Source organism: Streptomyces marokkonensis (genome assembly GCF_039539045.1).
In the GTDB taxonomy this organism is placed as follows: domain Bacteria; phylum Actinomycetota; class Actinomycetes; order Streptomycetales; family Streptomycetaceae; genus Streptomyces; species Streptomyces marokkonensis.
Window position 1 is genome coordinate 1 of record NZ_BAABCQ010000034.1, and the last position, 19,637, is coordinate 19,637.

The 19,637-nt window shown below is 70.6% G+C and carries 17 protein-coding genes, 2 tRNA genes and 1 pseudogene; 12 read left to right on the forward strand and 8 right to left on the reverse strand.

All coding sequences use genetic code 11. From position 1 onward, the window contains the following. Positions 1-452 precede the first annotated feature (452 nt). Both ABEA26_RS11360 and ABEA26_RS11365 read right to left on the reverse strand, forming a co-directional pair. Positions 453-1,184, reverse strand: coding sequence for a maleate cis-trans isomerase family protein (locus ABEA26_RS11360; RefSeq protein WP_345591590.1), 732 nt, complete (start codon positions 1,182-1,184; stop codon positions 453-455). Continuing rightward, positions 1,181-2,074 carry a maleate cis-trans isomerase family protein gene (locus ABEA26_RS11365; protein ID WP_345591591.1) on the reverse strand — a complete coding sequence of 298 codons (894 nt, stop codon included), beginning with the start codon at positions 2,072-2,074 and terminating at the stop codon, positions 1,181-1,183. Before ABEA26_RS11365 ends, ABEA26_RS11360 begins: the two co-directional genes overlap by 4 nt. A 188-nt stretch (positions 2,075-2,262) precedes the next feature. On the opposite strand from ABEA26_RS11365, the gene ABEA26_RS11370 reads away from it, so the two are divergent. Both ABEA26_RS11370 and ABEA26_RS11375 read left to right on the forward strand, forming a co-directional pair. Beyond that, on the forward strand, positions 2,263-3,246 hold the full coding sequence (locus ABEA26_RS11370) for a D-2-hydroxyacid dehydrogenase (RefSeq protein WP_345591592.1): 984 nt from the start codon (positions 2,263-2,265) through the stop codon (positions 3,244-3,246). A gap of 128 nt (positions 3,247-3,374) precedes the next feature. Then, positions 3,375-4,766, forward strand: a complete 1,392-nt coding sequence (locus tag ABEA26_RS11375) for an amidase (RefSeq protein WP_345591594.1) — start codon at positions 3,375-3,377, stop codon at positions 4,764-4,766. 222 nt (positions 4,767-4,988) lie between these two features. Here ABEA26_RS11375 and ABEA26_RS11380 read toward each other — a convergent pair whose 3' ends face one another. Beyond that, complete coding sequence (locus ABEA26_RS11380; RefSeq protein WP_345591596.1) at positions 4,989-5,483, reverse strand: DUF3830 family protein; 495 nt, start codon at positions 5,481-5,483, stop codon at positions 4,989-4,991. Positions 5,484-5,590: 107 nt separating this feature from the next. Between ABEA26_RS11380 and ehuB the strand changes: the two genes are divergently transcribed. The 5 genes from ehuB to ABEA26_RS11405 all read left to right on the forward strand — a co-directional run bounded on the left by ehuB (position 5,591) and on the right by ABEA26_RS11405 (position 9,678). Then, positions 5,591-6,520, forward strand: a complete 930-nt coding sequence (ehuB, locus tag ABEA26_RS11385; protein ID WP_345591598.1) for an ectoine/hydroxyectoine ABC transporter substrate-binding protein EhuB — start codon at positions 5,591-5,593, stop codon at positions 6,518-6,520. Further along, complete coding sequence (gene ehuC, locus ABEA26_RS11390; RefSeq protein WP_345591599.1) at positions 6,517-7,224, forward strand: ectoine/hydroxyectoine ABC transporter permease subunit EhuC; 708 nt, start codon at positions 6,517-6,519, stop codon at positions 7,222-7,224. Before ehuB ends, ehuC begins: the two co-directional genes overlap by 4 nt. Then, positions 7,221-7,871 carry an ectoine/hydroxyectoine ABC transporter permease subunit EhuD gene (gene ehuD, locus ABEA26_RS11395; protein WP_345591601.1) on the forward strand — a complete coding sequence of 217 codons (651 nt, stop codon included), beginning with the start codon at positions 7,221-7,223 and terminating at the stop codon, positions 7,869-7,871. Before ehuC ends, ehuD begins: the two co-directional genes overlap by 4 nt. After that, positions 7,861-8,646 carry an ectoine/hydroxyectoine ABC transporter ATP-binding protein EhuA gene (gene ehuA / locus ABEA26_RS11400; protein ID WP_210960644.1) on the forward strand — a complete coding sequence of 262 codons (786 nt, stop codon included), beginning with the start codon at positions 7,861-7,863 and terminating at the stop codon, positions 8,644-8,646. The genes ehuD and ehuA overlap by 11 nt, the downstream gene beginning before the upstream one ends. Before the next feature lie 273 nt (positions 8,647-8,919). Further along, positions 8,920-9,678: an IclR family transcriptional regulator gene (locus tag ABEA26_RS11405; RefSeq protein WP_345591607.1), complete on the forward strand. Its 759-nt coding sequence runs from the start codon at positions 8,920-8,922 to the stop codon at positions 9,676-9,678. A 103-nt stretch (positions 9,679-9,781) separates the two neighbouring features. Here the strand turns inward: ABEA26_RS11405 and ABEA26_RS11410 are convergent. Continuing rightward, positions 9,782-9,907, reverse strand: a pseudogene (locus ABEA26_RS11410) (NAD(P)-dependent oxidoreductase); the annotation flags it as partial. A gap of 48 nt (positions 9,908-9,955) precedes the next feature. Here ABEA26_RS11410 and ABEA26_RS11415 point away from each other — a divergent pair. After that, positions 9,956-10,456, forward strand: coding sequence for a LuxR C-terminal-related transcriptional regulator (locus ABEA26_RS11415; protein WP_345591609.1), 501 nt, complete (start codon positions 9,956-9,958; stop codon positions 10,454-10,456). A gap of 87 nt (positions 10,457-10,543) precedes the next feature. Then, positions 10,544-10,617 (forward strand) — tRNA-Lys (locus ABEA26_RS11420). A gap of 64 nt (positions 10,618-10,681) precedes the next feature. Here ABEA26_RS11420 and ABEA26_RS11425 read toward each other — a convergent pair. From ABEA26_RS11425 to ABEA26_RS11435, 3 genes are all read right to left on the reverse strand, one after another. Continuing rightward, positions 10,682-11,287 carry a lytic polysaccharide monooxygenase auxiliary activity family 9 protein gene (locus tag ABEA26_RS11425; RefSeq protein ID WP_345591611.1) on the reverse strand — a complete coding sequence of 202 codons (606 nt, stop codon included), beginning with the start codon at positions 11,285-11,287 and terminating at the stop codon, positions 10,682-10,684. A gap of 137 nt (positions 11,288-11,424) precedes the next feature. After that, complete coding sequence (locus ABEA26_RS11430; RefSeq protein WP_345591612.1) at positions 11,425-12,693, reverse strand: SPFH domain-containing protein; 1,269 nt, start codon at positions 12,691-12,693, stop codon at positions 11,425-11,427. Between the two features lie 93 nt (positions 12,694-12,786). Further along, complete coding sequence (locus ABEA26_RS11435) at positions 12,787-13,824, reverse strand: peptidoglycan-binding protein (RefSeq protein ID WP_345591613.1); 1,038 nt, start codon at positions 13,822-13,824, stop codon at positions 12,787-12,789. Between the two features lie 225 nt (positions 13,825-14,049). Here ABEA26_RS11435 and ABEA26_RS11440 point away from each other — a divergent pair. The 3 genes from ABEA26_RS11440 to glxA all read left to right on the forward strand — a co-directional run bounded on the left by ABEA26_RS11440 (position 14,050) and on the right by glxA (position 18,352). Further along, positions 14,050-14,123, forward strand: a tRNA-Lys gene (locus ABEA26_RS11440). Positions 14,124-14,405: 282 nt separating this feature from the next. Further along, positions 14,406-16,418: a glycosyltransferase family 2 protein gene (locus tag ABEA26_RS11445; RefSeq protein WP_345591615.1), complete on the forward strand. Its 2,013-nt coding sequence runs from the start codon at positions 14,406-14,408 to the stop codon at positions 16,416-16,418. Beyond that, positions 16,415-18,352 (forward strand): radical copper oxidase GlxA, encoded by a 1,938-nt coding sequence (glxA, locus tag ABEA26_RS11450; protein ID WP_345591617.1) that lies wholly within the window; start codon positions 16,415-16,417, stop codon positions 18,350-18,352. The genes ABEA26_RS11445 and glxA overlap by 4 nt, the downstream gene beginning before the upstream one ends. Before the next feature lie 142 nt (positions 18,353-18,494). Here the strand turns inward: glxA and ABEA26_RS11455 are convergent, their stop codons facing one another. After that, positions 18,495-19,532 carry a glycoside hydrolase family 6 protein gene (locus ABEA26_RS11455; RefSeq protein ID WP_345591619.1) on the reverse strand — a complete coding sequence of 346 codons (1,038 nt, stop codon included), beginning with the start codon at positions 19,530-19,532 and terminating at the stop codon, positions 18,495-18,497. Positions 19,533-19,637 lie beyond the last annotated feature (105 nt).

A 19,637-nucleotide genomic window follows, 5' to 3' on the forward strand; every position in this document is an offset into this window, starting at 1 on the left:
CGTGGATGAACAGACGCCACCCGTCGACGGAGGCAGGCCCGCCGACGGCACAGGCCCGACGTGCACCCCGGACCGAGCTGCGGTACGATCATCCTGCCTGATCAAGGGGGTCAACCCCCGGGAGACGGCAGTGCGTTGGTGGTCCAAGGAAAGACGCCCCACTTCCCGTGGGGAAATGCAGGTGCAAGGCCTGCCCAGCGCTCGACGAGAACCCCGGCCCCGCTCCAGCGGGACCGGGGTTCTTCCGTGTCGGCCGAGCTCGGCCGCCTGCGCGTCGACGACGGCGGTCGGCTGCTCGAAGGACTCGCCCCGGCCGACCGCCGCGATGTTGAAGGACGAGAACCGGCGAGCGTGGTGCCCTGCCGCAGGACGACGACCTTCGCCTCGACGGGTTCACCGTCCGTCCTCGTCCCCGGTTGTGCGGACGTTCCGGGAACGACGTCATCCCTCTCTCAGGCCTGCACCACCGGCTCCCGCGTGAACAGCGCGCCCAGTTCCGGCGCGTTGACCCTGCGGTCGGCCAGGCGCAGGCCTTCCCAGACGGTGACCTGGTTCGCGGTGAGGACCGGCTTGCCCAGCTCCTTCTCCAGGACCGGGATGTGGGCCGCCGTGTGCAGGGCCGTGTCCGGGAGCAGGACCGCGTCCGCGTCCGGGCGGTCGGCGGCGCGGGCCAGGGCCAGCACCTCCGACTCGGTCCAGGTGCCGACCTCCGCCGCCGTGATGACGCCGGAGCTGACGACGTCGGCCGTATCGATGCCGGCGGCGGCGAGGAAGTCCGCGAAGAGCCGCGCCACGTCGTCCGGGTAGGTCGCCCCGATGGCGACCCGCCGTGCCCCGATCTCCTTCACCGCCCGCACGAAGGCGAAGGAGGTGGAGGAGGCCGGCAGACCCGCCGCCTGGGCGAGGGCGCGCACCTGTTCCTGTGCGCCCTCCCAGCCGTGCACGAAGCTTCCGCTGGTGCAGGCCCACACCACTGCGTCGGCGCCGACCAGCCGCAGCTCCGCCACGCCCGCCGCGAGCCGGTGCGCCGAGCCCATCTCGCGCAGCGCGTCGACCCGGTGCGCGTCCTCGCCGATGTCCGTGTGCACCAGGTCCACCCGGATGTCGCTGCCCAGGAGCTGCTCGATGCGTGGATAGTCGTCCTCGCCGGAGTGGCCCGGGTACAGGAACCCCAGTGCTGTCATGTCCAACCTTCCTGCTGTTGTTCCGTGTCCGGGCCGTCACCGACGCCCGGCATGTCCGCCACCGCGGGACCGACCGAACCCGCCACCGCGGGACCGACCGGGCCCGCCATGCCGGGACCGATCGGCCCCGGCACCGTGGGGCCGATACGCGCGGACGGATCGGTCAGCGCCTGATACGGCCCCACCGCAGGGGTACCCAGTCGGCGCAGTGCCGCCCACATCGTCACTTGGTTGGCCGAGATCACCGGGATCCGCAGCTCGGCCTCCAGCTGCGGGATGACGTCGTAGGTGGGGAGGTTGGTGCAGGAGATGAACAGGGCGTCCGCCGTGCCCTGGCGCGGGACCGCCTGGCGTGCCATGTCGGCCACGTCGCGGTACGGGACCTGCCAGATGTGCCGGGTCAGCCCCATGAAGGCGCAGCCGGTGATGGCGACGCCGGCCTCGGCGACGTAGGCCTCCAGCGCTCGAGTCACGGACACGGTGTACGGCGTCACCAGCGCGACCCGGCGTACGCCCAGCTCGGCCAGCGCGTCCAGCAGCGCGCCGGAGGTGGTCACGGACGGGACCGCGCCCGCCCAGGTCATCGCCTCGCACATCGCGCGTTCACCGGCGATGCCGCCGACGAAGCTGCCCGAGGTGCAGGCGTAGGCGACGACCTCGGGCGCGATGGCGTTCAGGGTGCGTACCGCCTCGCCGAGCGTCTGATGCTCGCTGACCAGCCGGGCGAGGTCCAGACTGACCTCGACCGGCACGAAAGGGGTTCGCGTCATGTGCAGCGACACGTCGTCGGGCACCCACCGCCACAGCTCGCGGTCGAGTGCGAAGTCGAACGGGGCGACCACGCCGACCCCGCGTTGCGGAGCTGGTCCGCCGAGAAAGGAGATGTCCATGGCACGCACCGGCCTCACACTGAGAAAGGGGAGGACAACGCACCGTTACGCACGGCCGTGTTGACGAAGGTAGGTTCCGGTGCGAGCGTGGTCAATCCGCCCGCGTCACTCCCAGGTCAACAGCCGGTCGACTCCCCCGTCAACTCCTGAACCGCACCCGCTTTCGCCGACCGGAGACAGACCTGCCCATGAGCACGCCCACGCCCCCGCCCACGCCCACGCGTACACCCGCGCCCACGCTCCTCGTCCTGGACGCCGAGCCGCTCCCCCGCCTGGGCCGGCTGACCGGCCGGGCGCGGATCGAGCACGCCGACGGGACGACCCTCGCCGAGCGGCTGCCGCACGCCGACGTCCTGCTCGTGTGGGACTTCTCCTCGCACGCCGTACGGGAGGCGTGGCCCGGCGACGGTCCGCGCCCGCGCTGGGTGCACACGGCGAGCGCGGGCGTGGACCATCTGATGTGCCCGGAGCTGGCCGGGTCGGACACGGTGGTGACCAACGCACGCGGCGTCTTCGACCAGCCGATCGCCGAGTACGTCGCCGCGCTCGTCCTGGCGATGGCCAAGGACCTGCCCACGACGCTGCGGCTGCAGGGCGAGCGGACCTGGCGGCACCGCGAGTCGATGCGGGTGGCCAAGACCCGCGCCTGCGTGGTGGGTTCGGGGCCGATCGGTCGGGCGATCGCGGGGACGCTGAAGGCGCTCGGCATCACCACCGCGCTGGTCGGCCGCACCCCCCGCACGGGCGTCCACGGCCCCGCCGAGCTGGACCGGCTGCTGGCCCGCGCCGACTGGGTGGTCGCGGCGGCGCCCCTCACCGACGACACGCGCGGCATGTTCGACGCCCGGCGGTTCGGGGTGATGCAGCCCTCCGCCCGCTTCGTCAACGTGGGACGGGGTCAGCTGGTCGTCGAGGACGATCTCGCCGAGGCGCTGACGCGGCGCTGGATCGCGGGTGCCGCCCTGGACGTGCTGAACCACGAGCCCCTGGCGCCCGACAGCGCGCTGTGGCGGGTCCCGGAGCTGATCATCTCCCCGCACATGAGCGGGGACACGATCGGCTGGCGGGACGAGCTGGGCGAGCAGTTCGTGCAGTTGTACGAGAGCTGGGCGGCGGGCGAACCGCTCACGAACGTGGTCGACAAGAAGCGCGGATACGTGCCCGGACACTGACCTCCCGGGATACGGCATCCCGGGGAACGACGTCCCAGTGTCGGCGTCCCAGTATCGACGTCCCGCTGACGACGTCCCACTGACGGCGTCCGAGGCGACGACGTCCCAGAAACGCGGGAGGGTGCTGCATGACCGACCTCACCGAGCTGACCGCAGTACAGCTCGTCGACGGTTACCGCAAGGGTTCTTTCAGCCCTGTGGAGGCGACCCGGGCGGCCCTCGAACGGGCCGAGCGGATCCAACCGGAGCTGAACGCGTTCGTCCGGCTGACCGCCGAGGAGGCGCTCGACCAGGCACGGCGTGCCGAGGAGCGGTGGCGGCGCGGGGAGCCGTGCGGGCGGCTGGACGGAGTGCCGGTCACGGTGAAGGACATCCTGCTGACACGAGGTCGTCCGACGCTGCGCGGTTCCCGGGCCGTCTCGCCGGACGGCCCCTGGGACGAGGACGCGCCGTCCGTCGCCCGGCTGCGGGAGCACGGCGCCGTGTTCGTCGGCAAGACGACGACACCCGAGTTCGGCTGGAAGGGCGTGACCGACTCGCCGCTGTCCGGCATCACCCGCAACCCGCACGACCCCGGCCGTACCGCGGGCGGCTCCAGCGGGGGCGCGGCGGCGGCCGTCGCGCGCGGGGCGGGGCCGCTGGCGCTGGGCACCGACGGCGGCGGCAGCGTGCGCATCCCGGCGTCCTTCTGCGGGATCTTCGGCCTGAAACCGACGTACGGCCGGGTCCCCCTCTACCCGGCGAGCGCGTTCGGCACGCTCGCGCACGTCGGCCCGATGACGCGGGACGCGGCGGACGCGGCGCTGATGCTGGACGTCATCGGCACCCCGGACGCCCGGGACTGGTCGGCGCTGGGCCCGGCGCCCGGGTCGTACACCGAGGCCCTGTCCGGCGGCGTGCGGGGGCTGCGGGTGGCGTACTCGCCGTCGCTGGGCGGGCAGGTGGCGGTGCGCCCGGTGGTGGCCGAGGCGGTTCGGCGGGCGGTGGAGCGGCTGGCGGAGCTGGGCGCGTACGTCACGGAGGCCGATCCCGACTTCGCGGACCCGGTGGACGCCTTCCACGCGCTGTGGTTCAGCGGGGCGGCGCGCGTGGTCCAGCACCTGAGGGCGGGTCAGCGGGAGCTGCTCGACCCGGGGTTGCGGGACATCGTCGGCGCGGGGGCGCGGTACTCGGCGCTGGAGTACCTGGCCGCGGTGGACGTGCGGATGGAGCTGGGCCGGCGGATGGGCCGTTTCCACGAGGCGTACGACCTGCTCGTCACACCGACGCTGCCGATCACGGCGTTCGAGGCGGGCGCCGAGGTGCCGAAGGGTTCGGGGCATCGTCGCTGGACCGGGTGGACGCCCTTCACGTACCCGTTCAACCTGACCCAGCAGCCGGCGGCGACCGTGCCGGTGGGGGCCGACGGGGACGGGTTGCCCATCGGTCTCCAGCTTGTCGCGGCCCGGCATCGGGACGATCTGGTGCTGCGGGCGGCGCATGCGCTGTACGGGGCGGGGGCGGGGACGTCGGCCGGGTAGTGGGCGTCGGGTGGGCGGGCGTCGGGTGGGTCGCGCGGCCCGGCGCTGCGGGGGCGCCTCCCCCACTCCCGGCTTCGCTCGAGCGGGGGGACCCCCATCGCCCACCCGTGCCGCCCCAGCGGCACGACTGCCCGCAGCCGGGGCGGCATACGGCGCCCGCAGCGACGGCGCGGCGGGCAGCGGCGGCGGCGGTGACGTGACGGGCTGTCGTGGCGTGCCGCCCTACGTCCGCCGGAAGCTGAGCGTCTCCCCCGCCGCTCCCGTGCGCCACAGGTCGTTGCACGCCTCGGCCATCTCGCCCAGGCCTTCGACGACCTGGCCCCAGACGGTGCCGGGGACCCAGCCGACGTCGCCGTTGAGCAGCAGGTTGTTGCGTTCGTAGAACAGGGCGAGGTCGACGAGGGTGGTGCCCGCGCGGACCTCTCGGTCGTAGCCGTACGCCTTGGTGCCCAACTCGGCGCCCGCGAAGGCGAAATAGCACAGGTTGCCCGGAATGGGCGTCACGGTCGGGTTCTCCAGCGGTGGTTCGGATGCCGCGAAGGGCGGGAAAAGGGCATAGATCTCGTTGCGGGCGTATTTGGCGTGGTACACGTCGCCGCCGAGTGGGAGCGCGTCCCAGACCGCCGCGCAGGTGACCGGAGCCCGATCCTCCAGCAGTTGGGCCGTGCACGTGATTCCGCGCTTGACCAGCGAGACTTCGATGAAGCGATCTGCCATGCCCTCCATGGCAGTGCCCAACGCCGCCGCGGTCAAGGGCGCCGGGCCGAGGTATCGGACTGAAAAAGATCGGCATAACCTGCCCGGCATCGGGTAGCTGCGCGCCCATGGCTCCACCACACAGAACCCCTCCATGGGGTATATCCGACCAAAGGCCCAGGACTGCCGGGCCCACGCGCCGGTCGCTGCTCGCGGGGGTCGCGGCGCTCGGTGCGCTGGGGGCCGCCGGCTGCTCACGGGTGGCCGCCGGGTCCGGCGTGGAAGGCGGCGACCTTCTCGACCGGCTCAAGGCACAGGGCGTGGCCCGGCTCGGCATCGCGGGCGAGATCCCCTTCGGCTACATCAACAAGGACGGTGAGCTGACCGGCGAGGCCCCGGAACTGGCGAAGGTCATCTTCAAGCGGCTCGGAGTGGACCGGGTGCAGCCGGTGCCGACGGAGTTCGGCTCCCTCATCCCGGGACTGGCGTCGCAGCAGTTCGACATCGTGGCGGCCGGTATGTACATCAACCCGGACCGCTGCCAGCAGGTCATCTTCTCCGACCCGGACTACCAGATGCTCGACGCGTACATCGTGCGCAAGGGCAACCCCCTCGGGCTGCACAACTACGAGGACGTCTTCAAGAAGAAGGCCAAGTTCGCGACCGGCACCGGCTACGCCGAGATCGCCTACGCGGTGGAGCACGGGATCAAGGAGGACGACATCCTGATCGTCCCCGACCAGGTGGCCGGCCTCAACGCCGTCGAGTCCGGGCGCGTGGACGTCTTCGCGGGTACGGCACTGACCGTCCGCGAGGTGGTGAAGAAGTCCGGCAAGGCCGAGGCGACCGAGCCCTTCTCGCCGATCATCGACGGCAAGCCGAAGGTCGACGGCGGCGGTTTCGCCTTCCGTCCGACCGAGACGAACCTGCGGGACGCCTTCAACGTCGAGCTGCAGAAGCTCAAGAAGAGCGGTGAGCTGCTCCGCATCCTCAAGCCCTTCGGTTTCACCAAGAACGAGATGACCGATCTGACCGCGAAGGAGCTCTGCGGCGGATGACCTCGGGACTGTGGGAACTCGTACTCCAGGGCGTCTGGGTCACGATCCAGCTGCTCGTCTTCAGCTCGCTGCTCGCGGCGGCCGTCTCCTTCGTGGTCGGCGTCGCGCGCACCCACCAGCTGTGGGTCGTCCGCTTCCTGGCGGGCGTCTACACCGAGGTGTTCCGCGGGACCTCGGCACTGGTGATGATCTTCTGGGTGTTCTTCGTGCTGCCGCCGGCCTTCGGCTGGCAGTTGGTGCCGATGTGGGCGGGCACGCTGGCGCTGGGCCTGACCTACGGGGCGTACGGCTCCGAGATCGTGCGCGGCGCGCTCGGCGCGGTCGACCCGGCACAGAAGGAAGGCGGCATCGCCCTCAGCTTCACGCCCTGGCAGCGGATGCGGCTGATCATGCTGCCGCAGGCGGTGCCGGAGATGATCCCGCCGTTCTCCAACCTGCTGATCGAGCTGCTCAAGGGCACCGCACTGGTGTCGATCATGGGCATGGGCGATCTGGCGTTCAGCGGCAACCTGGTGCGCCTCGCGCTGCAGGAGAGCGCGGAGATCTACACGTACATCCTGCTGATCTACTTCGTGATCGCGTTCCTGCTCACGCGGGTGATGCGCGGTCTGGAGAAGAAGCTGAAGGCGGGCGTCGGGAAGACGGCACCGAAGCGCAAGGCCGTCGCTCCTGAGCCGGCCGCCGGGATCGGGGGTGTCCGATGAACTGGGACTGGAGCGCGGTCTCCGACTTCATGCCGCATTTCTGGGAAGGACTGCTGGTCACCCTGCAGATCCTGGTCCTGGGGTCGCTGGTGTCCTTCGTTCTCGGACTGGTGTGGGCGCTGCTGATGCGGGTGCCCTCCCGCTGGGTCACCTGGCCGGTCGGTGTGGTCACCGAGTTCGTCCGGAACACCCCGCTGCTGGTGCAGCTGTTCTTCCTCTTCTACGTGCTGCCCGAATGGGGTGTGACCGCCTCGGCGCTCACCACCGGTGTGCTCGCCATCGGACTGCACTACTCGACGTACACGATGCAGGTCTACCGGGCCGGCATCGAGGCGGTGCCGGTCGGCCAGTGGGAGGCCGCGACGGCGCTGAACCTGCCACTGGGACGGACCTGGTCGGCGGTGATCCTGCCGCAGGCGATCCGCCGTGTGATCCCCGCCCTCGGCAACTACGTGATCTCCATGCTGAAGGACACGCCGCTGCTGATGGCGATCACGGTGCTGGAGATGCTCGGCGAGGCGCGGCTGTTCTCGCAGCAGAACTTCCAGTTCACCGAGCCTCTGACGGTGATCGGCGTGGCCTTCATCGTCATCTCCTACCTGGCCTCCCTTGCCCTGCGAGCCCTGGAGCGACGCCTTGCCCACTGACACTCTCCCCAATCCCGAGAAGAGCCCCGAGCGCAGCTCCGGCGAGCTGATACGCCTGGAGCAGGTCACCAAGCGGTTCGGTGAGAACACCGTCCTCGACCATCTCGACTTCTCCGTCGACGCCGGCAAGCACGTCACCCTGATCGGCCCGTCCGGGTCGGGCAAGACGACGATCCTGCGGCTGCTGATGACGCTCCTCAAGCCCGACGAGGGCACGATCACCGTGGACGGGCAGAAGCTCTTCCCGGCGACCGAGAAGGAGCGGCGCGAGGTCCGCAAGCAGATCGGGATGGTGTTCCAGCAGTTCAACCTGTTCCCGAACATGAGCGTCCTGCGCAACATCACCGAGGCGCCGGTCACCGTGCTCGGCATGTCCAAGGACGAGGCGGTGGAGCGGGCCAAGGGCCTGCTCGACATGGTGGGCCTGGCCGACAAGTGCGACGCCCGCCCGGCCCAGCTCTCCGGCGGCCAGCAGCAGCGCGTGGCGATCGCCCGGGCGCTGGCGATGCGGCCGAAGGTGCTCCTCCTCGACGAGGTGACCTCCGCGCTCGACCCGGAGCTGGTCGCGGGCGTCCTCGACCTGCTGCGCGACATCGCCCGCACCACGGACATCACCATGCTCTGCGTGACCCACGAGATGAACTTCGCCCGGGACATCTCGGACCAGGTCCTGATGTTCGACTCGGGCCGGGTCATCGAGACCGGTCCGCCGGAGAAGATCTTCAGCGAGCCGGAGCACGACCGGACCCGGGAGTTCCTCAGCGCGGTGCTGTGACGCCGTGAGGCTCTGTCGACCCTGTGCCGCTCCGGCACTGTGCCGCTTCCGCTACGTGGCGTTGTCGCCCCAGCACCCCAGGTCGGGGCGCTGGGGCACGCCAGTGGCATATGCCAGCGGCCGGCGCAGCAGTTGGGGGCGCCGGAATCTCGCCAACACCCCCTCGCGGCGGGCCGCTTGGCGGCTATCGTGAAGGGGATCCGCTGTCCGGATCGGGGGCACAGGCAGGGACAGGGGCAGGGCCTACCAGCGAAAGCGCAGGGGGAGACCACCGTGGCGCTGCAGCACAAGCCGACCGCGCCGCACCACTCGGCCCAGGACGCCCTGCGCGTCCTGGAGACGGTGACGCGGCAGACCACCGGAGTCACCGACACCGAACTCGCCCGGCAGACCGGCCTCGACCTGGAGCGCCTGACCCCGCTCCTGGGCATGCTGCGTCGCGAGGGCTACGTCGAGCAGACCGCCGACGGCGCGTACGTCGCAGGGGAGGTCCTGGCCCTCCTGGACTCGGCCCAGGGCCGCGAGGAGGCGGCGCGCGACAAGCTCCAGCACACCCTGGACCGGCTGCGCGACTCGGTGGGCGCCGCCGTCTACATCAGCCGGTACGTCGACGGCGAGGTCAGCGTCACCCAGTACGCCGACGGGCCGGCCACGCCCAGGGTGAACGAGTGGGTGGACTTCCGCTTCTCGGCACACGCCACCGCGGTCGGCAAGAGCCTGCTGACCCAGCTGGACCACGCGGGCCGCCGCGACCACCTCGCCCGGCACAAGATGGCCCGCCTGACCTCGCGCACCATCACGAGCGACCGGCTGCTGCTCTCCCGGCTGGAGTCCCAGCCGCCCACCGTGCCGGTCCTCGACCTCCAGGAGTACGCGGTGGGCACGGTCTGCGCGGCCGTCCCGATCACGGCCGGTTCCGCCGTGGGCTGCCTGGCCCTGTCCCTGCCGGTCGAGCACGCCCACCGGCTGCGCCGGGCCGCGGACGAGCTGAACCGGAGCGCGGCACCGGTACTGCTGTCACTGGCGATCTAGGGGTGTCGTTCGGATCTTGCCGGGGTCGCGGGGCGCCGTTTTCTGAAGCCGACCTGATCCGAACGACACTCCCTGGCCGTATTGACCCGCAGCGTTGTTCACGCACGCGCCCCTCCTTCAGGGCCGCGTACAACTCCTGCTCGTCGACGATGCCACCGCGTGCCGCGTTCACGATCCGCAGATCCGGGCGGACCTGCCGCAGCGCGTCGAAGCCGATCAGGCCCGCCGTCGGCCTGTACGTGTTCCGCAGGGCGCAGGAAGCGGGCGAGGACGCGCCGTGGACAACGGGCCCCGGCCTGCTGCGGGCACTGCTCGAGCACAGGCCGGCCCGGCCCTCCAGGCCCGACGCCAGGTGCCGGGCCTGCCGGTGCTCGTCCTGTCGCAGTACGTGGAGCAGCTCTACGCCCGTGAGCTCCTCGCCGACGGCAGCGGCGGCATCGGACACCTCCTCAAGGACCGGGTCTTCGACCCCGACCAGTTCGTGGACTCGGTACGCCGGGTCGCGGCGGGCGGCACCGCGATGGACCCCGACGTCGTCGCCCGGCTGTTCGCCAAGGAGACCGACCGGGGCGGTGCGATGTCCCGGCTGACCCCGCGGGAGCGGGAGGCGCTCGCGCTGATGGCCGAGGGCCGCTCCAACGCCGCGATCGCCCAGCGCCTGGTGATCACCGAGCGCGCGGTCATCAAGCACACCTCGAACCTGTTCGCCAAGCTCGACCTGCCCCCCTCCAACGACGACAACCGCCGGGTGCTGGCGGTTCTCGCCTACCTGCGCTGAGCGGGGACCGCGTGGTCGGCAGCACTCCTCGGGACCGGGTAGTATTTTCGTCGTCGCCGGCCGCGGGAAGCGGACGGCGGGAGTCATGCGCCGTTAGCTCAGTTGGTTAGAGCAGCTGACTCTTAATCAGCGGGTCCGGGGTTCGAGTCCCTGACGGCGCACCGAAGAAGGGCCCCCTCGCCCAGGCGAGGGGGCCCTTCGCTCGTTGCCCGGCGGCCGGCCAGGTCAGAAGGTCACGTCCGAGCACGCGTAGAACGCGTTGCCCGTGTCGGCGACCGTCCACACCGCGAGGATCACGTGGTGCCCGCTCAGCCCGGACGGCAGCGTGCCGCTGTGGGAGAGCGTGGCCGGCGGCTGCTTGCCGCCGTAGGGCACCGTGAAGAACGGCGTGAGGTTGAGGTCGGACCGGGACAGCTCGTGGTTCTGGTTCCAGCCCGGCTTGGTGACGTAGTACCTGAAGTCCGTCGTGGCGTGCCGGGCGGTGAACTGCCAGCGGAAGGTGTAGTTCTGTCCGCCGTTCACCCGGGTGGTCGGCCACGCCTGGCCGTTCGGCCTCTTGGGGCTGTCGAGCTGGGCGAACCGGGTGTTGTTCGCGGAACATATCCGCCCGTCGGCCGGCCCGGCCGCCGGGAAGCCCTTGGGGCCCTCGACACTGTGCGGCTCCCACTGGATGGCGCCGCAGCCGCTGACGGTGCCGTTCTGGCAGACCTTCTGCCGGCTGACCGGCAGGTCGGTGTAGCCGTGGCCGCTGGCACCGCCGGACGAGAGCACGAGGGCTCCGGTGGTCGCCATACCCACCGCGGCGGCATACAACTTGGTCCTGGTACGCATACTGCTGCTCCTGTGACGTGGGGGAGGTTCAGTGAGCCGTGCAGGTCTAGACCAAGTCTCAGATTATTGGCACGGGTTGAACATGTCCATACCAATTCACATGTCCATACCAATCCAATTCACATGTCCATGCCCCTTCACGAACCCGGTCGGCGCTCCCTGTTCCCCCGCCCCGCGCAGAAGGCCACCGTCAGCTCCTTCACCAGCACCTTGCGCTCGTAGTCGTCGAGTTCGACCAGTCCGCGCATGGTCAGCCGGGTCACCGTGTCCTCCACCGAGTCCACGACCGACGTGAGCACGCTCACCCGCTGCGCGGCGTCCAGCGCGGCGATCCGGCGCCGGTGCATCTCGACGGCGACCTCCGGGGTGTACTCCACCCGGACCGGCCGCACCGAGAACACCTCCAGGCCGACCGGCGCCGCGTCCGCCGCCACCAGCCGGGTCAGCGTCTCTCCGGCCACGTCCGCGGAGCTGCGGACCGTGCCGAGCGGCTCCACCGGGACCCGGGCCAGCGCCGCCTCGACGCACTCACGCAGATACGTCTCGTGGTCCTCGACCCCCAGCGTGGCCCGCGCGGTGTCCCGGACCCGCCACACCACCAGCGTCACCGCCCTGAGCGCGACCCCGTTGCCGTCGGCCGCGGGCATCGGCTCGCTGCGCCAGTGCCGCAGCCGGACGTCGACCCGGCGGCGCAGCAGCAGCGGGTTGACCCACATCAGGCCGGTGCGCCTGACGGTGCCCCGGTAGCGGCCGAACAGACCGAGCACCCAGGCCCGCCCCGTCCGGCCCCGGGCCAGCCCGCCGAACCCGAACATCCCCAGCGCCCCGGCGGCCGCGTACGCCGCCCACTGGGCGGGCCCGAGCCCGGCCCCCGCGTACGCCGGCAGCCCCAGCGCCTCGGCCGCGAGCGGCGGTACGGCCCCGGCCCACCAGGAGGTGACCGCGCAGCCGGCCGCCCCGCAGACCCCGGCGGCCACGCCCGCGGCGCCGGGCAGCACCCGCGCCGGGCGCTCCCTCAGCTCCGGGCTGACGCTCGGCGCCGGACGCGAGCGCGCGGCGACGGGACGACGGGGCCGGGCCCGCTCCCCCGTGCCCGGCCGGCGGCCGGCGGCCGCGGGCCGCGGCGGACCCGACGCCGGCGCCGGATCGAGGTCGTCGCGGAACAGCAGGTGGACGGGGATCTCGGTGGTGGCCTCGTTGTGGATGAGCCGGACGGACCGGTGGCCGCCCTCCGCCACCGCCACCGCCACCGCCTCTGGCTCGGGTGCGGGACCGGCCCCGGGACCGGACGCGTGGCCGGAGCCGGAGCCGGGCACGTGGCCGGACGGGGGACCGGAGCCGGAGCCCGTGTGGGGGATGGCCGGCGGGCCGATGAGGTCGGGGTTCGTGGAAGAGGTCGTACTCATGCGTGCTCCAGCCTCCGCGCCAGACGCGTCATGAACGGGGAACGCGGGATCGTCGCGGGATCACCACGGGATCGCCGCGGGGCGGACGGTCGGTCAGGAAAAGAGGCGTCGCCAGGTCTCCGGACCCGGGTGGCCGTCCGCCGCGCCGCCCCGCCAGCCCTGGGCGCGTTGGAAGGCCTCGACGCCCCGCCGGTCCGCCTCGCCCCAGCGCGGACCCGGTCCCGTCGTGTAGGACGCGCCGAACCCCTTCTCCACCAGCCGCCTGCCGAGCCGGGTGACGTACTCGTTGTCCGCGCCCGGCCGGAACATCGCCCGGCCGGGGTATCCGGCCACCCCGTGCGAGGCGGGGGCCGCGGCGGGACCGTGCGCCGCGCTCGCCGTGACGCCCTTGTACCGGTAGGGCAGGTACTTGGCGGAGTCGCTCCAGTAGGCGTAGGGCGTGGACTGCTTGCGGGTGTGCGGCGGGGTCTGCTCGTAGGCCGTGTAGGAGGTGTGCGTGTCGTCCGTCCAGCCGCCGAAGATCACCACGTGGGAGCCTTTCTGCGGGTCGGCCGCATTGTGGAACAGCAGGATGTCGCCGGGCAGGAGCTGCTCCTTCGTGATCCGGTCGGCGAACGTGCCGAGGCTGCCCGTCCATTCGTTCGTGGGCAGCTTCCAGGCCATCGACACATAGCCCGAGCAGTCCTGTCGGTAGCCGTCGGACCAGTAGGCGGTCACGCTGTAGGGCACTTTCGCGGTGACCCAGGTCTGGGCCCGGCTGATGATCTCCGTCCGGGTGATCGCGGCCAGTTCCGCACCGGCCGGCGGCCCCGCCGGCCGGCCGGCCGGGCCGTGCAGCGGGGCCCGGGGCCCCTGCGGGGTGTCCGGCACGTCAGCCGCCACGCCGCCCGGCCGGTGCGCCGCGTGGGCGGCGACGGCCGGGACCGCCGCCGCCTGGCCCGCCCCGAGCACGGAAGCGGCGGCGGCAGCCGTGGCAGTGGCGGTGGCCACGATCAGCGCGCGGTGGGCCGCCGCCGGATGGGCGGGTGCGCGCCCGGCCGCCGAATGCGGCAGGACGCGGCGCCAGTGACGGCAACCAGGGCAGTCGCAGTCGCTCGCGGGGTCGATCTCCTCGAATACGGGAGCCTCCATGCGATTCCCCTCACACTCCCGGTCAAAATGTCCGCGGCGGAGCACTTCGGTACATGTCGGTCAGTTTCTCAACTGTCTTCTTTGCGCGCATGTTGACGGTCCGAATGATGTACGCGGCGGCGGGCCGCCCCCGGGGACCGCCGGGGACCCACCCCTGAGGGCTCCCGGCCCCGGGAGCGGTGCGGAGCACGGTCCGGCATCCGGTAGAGTTGTGCAGGTCAGCAGGCGCCGCTAGCTCAGTTGGTTAGAGCAGCTGACTCTTAATCAGCGGGTCCGGGGTTCGAGTCCCTGGCGGCGCACAGACGGCCCAGGGCCCCTCGTAGCACACGGGGGGCCTTCGGCGTACCCGGCCTCCGGACGTCTTGCGATCATGGCGAACACCGTAGAACGCTGGTCCGGTTGGGGGACCGTATGCCGAGGGGGGCATCATGCAACCGGGAGTCGCTGTTCCATGTCTAGATAAGGTGTGGAAGCCGTGGTGACAGCAACCCACCACCGGTACGTCCGTGACGGTCGAGGGGGACCCGAGCGGACGATGGAAGCGACGAAACACGCGTGATGCGCGTGTGGGGGGAAGACTCATGACGTCGACGCCGCCGGGCGCCGGGCAGGACCACGACCCGTCCCAGACCACGCAGCTCAGAGTGCCTGCGCATCGGACCTGGAACACGGGCTCCTTCCGCCGGATAAGGAAGGCGCTGCCGAAGTACGACTACGAGCACTACAGCCGGCTCGCGGGCCCCCTCACCCAGCCCGACCCGCACAAGCCGTACAAGGTGCAGTACCGCTCACTGATCTCGCAGGAACCGCACCGCATCCGGGTCGCCCTGATGCTGGCCGCGGCCCCGCTGCTGTCGGTGGTGCTGCTGGTCTGGCTGCTGCAGCCCACGCACTGGACCGAGCGCGACTACGTGGCCTTCGACTGGCTGCCCGCGCTCGACATCGTGATGCTCGTGGCGATCGGCCTGATCGAGCTGTTCCGCTGCCTGAACGTGCTGTCGAACGCGCACGCCACCCTGGTCGCCCGCGACCCGGTCCCGGTGGTGCCCGAGACCGGCACCCGGGTCGCCTTCCTCACCTCCTTCGTGCCCGGCAAGGAGCCGCTGGAGATGGTGACGAAGACCCTGGAGGCGGCCGTGAAGATCCGCCACCGCGGTCTGATGCACGTCTGGCTCCTCGACGAGGGCGACGACCCCGAGGTGAAGGCGGTCTGCGAGCGCCTCGGCGTGCACCACTTCTCCCGCAAGGGCGTCGCGAAGTGGAACATGCCCAAGGGCCCGCACCGCGCGAAGACGAAGCACGGCAACTACAACGCCTGGCTCGACGCGCACGGCGGCGACTACGACTTCTTCGCCTCGGTCGACACCGACCACGTGCCGCTGCCCAACTACCTGGAGCGGATGCTCGGCTTCTTCCGCGACCCGGACGTCGGCTTCGTCATCGGCCCGCAGGTCTACGGCAACTACGACAACCCGATCACCAAGGCCGCCGAGTCGCAGCAGTTCCTCTTCCACGCGCTGATCCAGCGCGCGGGCAACCGGTACGGCTCGCCGATGTTCGTGGGCACCTCCAACGCGGTGCGCATCAGCGCCCTGAAGCAGATCGGCGGTCTGTACGACTCGATCACCGAGGACATGGCGACCGGCTTCGAGATCCACCGCCACAAGAACCCGGCCACCGGCCGCAAGTGGCGCTCGGTCTACACCCCGGACGTGCTCGCGGTGGGCGAGGGCCCGAACGCCTGGACGGACTTCTTCACCCAGCAGATGCGCTGGTCGCGAGGGACGTACGAGACGATCCTCAAGCAGTACTGGAAGGGCTGGTACTCGCTCCCGCCGAGCAAGCTCTTCAACTACACGATGATGATCATCTTCTACCCGATGTCGGCCCTGAACTGGATCCTGGCGGCGATGAGCTGCTGCCTGTTCCTGGGCCTGGGCGCCTCGGGTGTCAACATCGACCCGGCCGTCTGGCTGATGCTCTACGGCAACGCCTCCGCGCTCCAGATCGGCCTGTACGTCTGGAACCGCCGCCACAACGTCTCGCCGCACGAGCCGGAGGGCTCCGGCGGTGTGGCCGGCATGGTCATGTCCGCGCTGTCGGCGCCGCTGTACGCGAAGGCGCTCATCGACTCCGTGCTGCGCCGCAAGAGCAAGTTCGTGGTGACGCCCAAGGGCGACTCGGCCAGCCCGGACACCCTGTTCGGGACCTTCCGGTACCACTGGTACTTCATCGTGATCTTCGGCGGCTCGATCGCCGCGGGCTTCGTCTACGGACACGCGCACCCCGCGATGATCATCTGGGCGACGTTCGCGCTGCTGATCACCGCGTCGCCGATGTTCGCCTGGCGCCACGAGCTGCGGAAGGCGAAGAAGCAACCGCCGGCCGTGGCGGCGGATCCCGCACCACGGGATCCGTCGCAGCAGTCGGCGCAGTCGGCGCCCGCGGGCGCGGCACCCGGACAGGCGTACGCGCCGAACACACCGCACGCGCCGCACACACCGCAGCAGAAACCCAGCTGGGCCGCCTCCGACGGAGGCAACGACCAGACCATGCAGATCGCCCTTGGTGGACTTGGGGGACGTAAGGAATGAAGGACCGTGCCGGCCGCCGTCGCGCCCGTCGCTTTGCGATAGGTACGGCGGTGGTAGTCGCGCTGGCCGGGATGAACGGGCCGTGGCTCTACCGCTTCGGAACCGAGAAATACCACCAGTACAAGATCAACAAGCCGGAGTACAAGGCCGCCAACGGCAAGTGGGAGACCATCGAGTTTCCCGAGGAGTACCGGCAGAACACCATCCACGCGGCGCTGCTGCGCACCGGCAAGGTGCTGCTCGTCGCGGGGTCGGGCAACAACCAGGACAACTTCGACGCGAAGCAGTACGACACCCGGATCTGGGACCCGGTCAAGGGGTCCATCAAGAAGGTGCCGACGCCCACCGACCTGTTCTGCACCGGCCACACGCAGCTCGCCAACGGCAACCTGCTGATCGCGGGCGGCACCAAGCGGTACGAGAAGCTCCAGGGCGACGTCACCAAGGCCGGCGGCCTGATGATCGTCCACAACGAGAACCCGGACAAGCCGATCACCCTGCCGGCGGGCACCAAGTTCACCGGCAAGGAGAACAAGAAGACCTTCGTCTCCAAGGACCCGGTCCTGGTGCCCCGCGCCGAGAAGGTCTTCGACAAGGCGACCGGCGAGTTCCTGCGCAACGACCCGGGCATCGGCCGGATCTACGTCGAGGCGGAGAAGAGCGGCCAGAAGTACCAGACGGGCACCCAGGACAACTACAGCGTCCAGGGCCTGTCGGGCGCGGACGCGCAGAACACGTACGGCATCGCGGAGAAGCTCGCCCTCGACAAGAAGGACTTCCAGGGCATCCGGGACGCCTTCGAGTTCGACCCGGTCGCCGAGAAGTACATCAAGGTCGATCCGATGAACGAGGCCCGCTGGTACCCGACGCTCACCACCCTGAGCGACGGCAGGATCCTCAGCGTCTCCGGCCTCGACGACATCGGCCAGATCGTCCCGGGCAAGAGCGAGGTCTACGACCCGGAGACCAAGGAGTGGGACTACACCGGCAAGATCCGCCAGTTCCCGACGTACCCGGCGCTGTTCCTGATGCAGAACGGCAAGATCTTCTACTCGGGTGCGAACGCCGGCTACGGCCCCGCCGACGTGGGCCGCGACCCGGGCATCTGGGACCTGGAGAACAACAAGTTCGACAAGGTCCCGGGCCTGAGCGACCCGGACATGCTGGAGACCGCGAACTCCGTACTGCTGCCGCCGGCCCAGGACGAGAAGTACATGGTGATCGGCGGCGGCGGGGTCGGCGAGTCCAAGAAGTCCAGCGAGAAGACCCGGATCATCGACCTGAAGGCCGACGACCCCAAGTTCGTGGACGGGCCGTCACTGGGCACGGGCACCCGCTACCCGCAGGCCTCGATCCTGCCCGACGACAGCGTGCTGGTCTCCGGCGGCTCGGAGGACTACCGGGGCCGCAGCGACTCCAACATCCTCGAGGCCCGGCTGTACCAGCCGGACACGAACGAGTTCGAGCGGGTCGCCGACCCGCTGGTCGGCAGGAACTACCACTCCGGTTCGATCCTGCTGCCCGACGGGCGTCTGATGTTCTTCGGGTCGGACTCGCTCTACGCCGACAAGGCCAACACCAAGCCGGGCAAGTTCGAGCAGCGCATCGAGATCTACACGCCGCCGTACCTGTACACGGACTCGCGGCCGGACCTGTCGAGCGGTCCGGAGACGATCGAGCGCGGTGAGTCCGGCACGTTCACCTCGCGGGCGGCCTCGACGATCAAGAAGGTGCGGCTGATCCGGCCGAGCGCCTCGACGCACGTCACGGACGTCGACCAGCGGTCGATCGCGCTGGACTTCAAGGCGGACGGGGACAAGCTGACGGTGACCGTGCCGGAGAACAAGAACCTCGTCCAGTCGGGGTGGTACATGATGTTCGTGACGGACGGGGAGGGGACGCCCTCCAAGGCGGAGTGGGTGCACGTGCCGTAGCCCTGCCGTGGCCGTGCCGTGGCCGCCGCGCGGCGCTCGGCCGCCCTCTCGTCGCGGCACACTCGCGGCCGGGCACCGCCCGCACGGTGGAACCCCGCACATGCCGGTCCCCCGCACCCCTCGGGTGCGGGGGACTTCGGCGTTACTTGGAGCCCTGGGCCAGTTCCAGGGCGTAGTCGGACCACCATTCACCGGCCTTCGGGCCGCCCTTGCACTCGCCGTCCGACTCCCCGGGGCGCTTGACCCACAGGTAGGCGTCCACCAGGGGGTCGGCCGTCTTGGTCGTCGGGGTCTCGCCGAGCGCCCGGCCCGGCGGGTTGCACCAGCGTTCGCCCGGGTCGCCCTCGGTGTAGGGGCCGTTGCCGTTGCGGCTGGTGTCGACGACGAAGTGCTTGCCGCCGACCTTGGCGGAGAGCTGCTTGCCGTAGGCGATGGAGTCCTCGGTGGTGTAGAAGTTCGAGACGTTGACCGAGAAGCCGTCGGCCTGGTCGACGCCCGCCCACTTCAGCGGCTCGAAGATCTGGTCGGGCTGACCCCACCCGGCGTTGCCCGCGTCCAGGTACACCTTGGTGTTCTTCAGGTCCGAGAGCTTGGTGATGGCGCCCTTGAGAAGGTCGTAGCGCTCCTCGTGGAACTGCTCCGGGGTACAGCCGTCCACCAGGTGGAGCACCGCGTCCGGTTCCAGGATGACGGTGGCGGAGCGGTCGCCAATGCCCTTGGCCACGCCGTCGATGAAGGCACGGTAGGCGTCGCCGTCGGCTGCGCCACCGCCCGAGTACTGGCCGCAGTCGCGGTGCGGGATGTTGTAGAGGACGAGCAGCGCGGTGCGTCCGGCCTCGTCGGCGGCCTCGGTGAAACCGCGGGCCTGCTCCTCGGGGTTCTCCGGTCTGATCCACTCCCCGGTCGGCTGCTGGGCGATCTTACGGATCTGCTCGGCCTGGTCCTCCTTGTCGGACTTCTCCAAGGCCGCCAGCTGCTGGGCCGCGTTGCCGTCGGGGTTGACCCAGAACGGGTCGGCGTCCTTCGGCTGCTGGGTTATCCCGGCACCCGCGTTCTTGTCCTTGTCCTTGTCCTCGCCGTCCGAGGACGAGGAGCAGCCCGCGAGCAGCAGCGCCGCTCCCAGCGCCACCGCGGACGCTCGCCTCGTGGACAAAGCTCCGGCCCCCCTGCTGCCGTACATCCAACCCCCCTGGGTGCACTGTTCCAAGGGTCAATCGTTACATACGCCTGTGGCACCCACGAGGGCCACGGGTCCGCGGGTCCGCGGGTCCGCGGGTCCGCGGGG

What these genes read in the sequence shown, in the direction of transcription:
- ehuD (WP_345591601.1), top strand. Translation starts at nt 7,221, where the DNA reads ATGAACTGGGACTGGAGCGCGGTCTCCGACTTCATGCCGCATTTCTGG.
- ehuB (WP_345591598.1), top strand. Translation starts at nt 5,591, where the DNA reads ATGGCTCCACCACACAGAACCCCTCCATGGGGTATATCCGACCAAAGG.
- ABEA26_RS11375 (WP_345591594.1), top strand. Translation starts at nt 3,375, where the DNA reads ATGACCGACCTCACCGAGCTGACCGCAGTACAGCTCGTCGACGGTTAC.
- glxA (WP_345591617.1), top strand. Translation starts at nt 16,415, where the DNA reads ATGAAGGACCGTGCCGGCCGCCGTCGCGCCCGTCGCTTTGCGATAGGT.
- ABEA26_RS11455 (WP_345591619.1), bottom strand. Translation starts at nt 19,532, where the DNA reads ATGTACGGCAGCAGGGGGGCCGGAGCTTTGTCCACGAGGCGAGCGTCC.
- ABEA26_RS11365 (WP_345591591.1), bottom strand. Translation starts at nt 2,074, where the DNA reads ATGGACATCTCCTTTCTCGGCGGACCAGCTCCGCAACGCGGGGTCGGC.
- ABEA26_RS11370 (WP_345591592.1), top strand. Translation starts at nt 2,263, where the DNA reads ATGAGCACGCCCACGCCCCCGCCCACGCCCACGCGTACACCCGCGCCC.
- ABEA26_RS11380 (WP_345591596.1), bottom strand. Translation starts at nt 5,483, where the DNA reads ATGGCAGATCGCTTCATCGAAGTCTCGCTGGTCAAGCGCGGAATCACG.
- ABEA26_RS11435 (WP_345591613.1), bottom strand. Translation starts at nt 13,824, where the DNA reads ATGGAGGCTCCCGTATTCGAGGAGATCGACCCCGCGAGCGACTGCGAC.
- ABEA26_RS11425 (WP_345591611.1), bottom strand. Translation starts at nt 11,287, where the DNA reads ATGCGTACCAGGACCAAGTTGTATGCCGCCGCGGTGGGTATGGCGACC.
- ehuC (WP_345591599.1), top strand. Translation starts at nt 6,517, where the DNA reads ATGACCTCGGGACTGTGGGAACTCGTACTCCAGGGCGTCTGGGTCACG.
- ABEA26_RS11445 (WP_345591615.1), top strand. Translation starts at nt 14,406, where the DNA reads ATGACGTCGACGCCGCCGGGCGCCGGGCAGGACCACGACCCGTCCCAG.
- ABEA26_RS11430 (WP_345591612.1), bottom strand. Translation starts at nt 12,693, where the DNA reads ATGAGTACGACCTCTTCCACGAACCCCGACCTCATCGGCCCGCCGGCC.
- ABEA26_RS11360 (WP_345591590.1), bottom strand. Translation starts at nt 1,184, where the DNA reads ATGACAGCACTGGGGTTCCTGTACCCGGGCCACTCCGGCGAGGACGAC.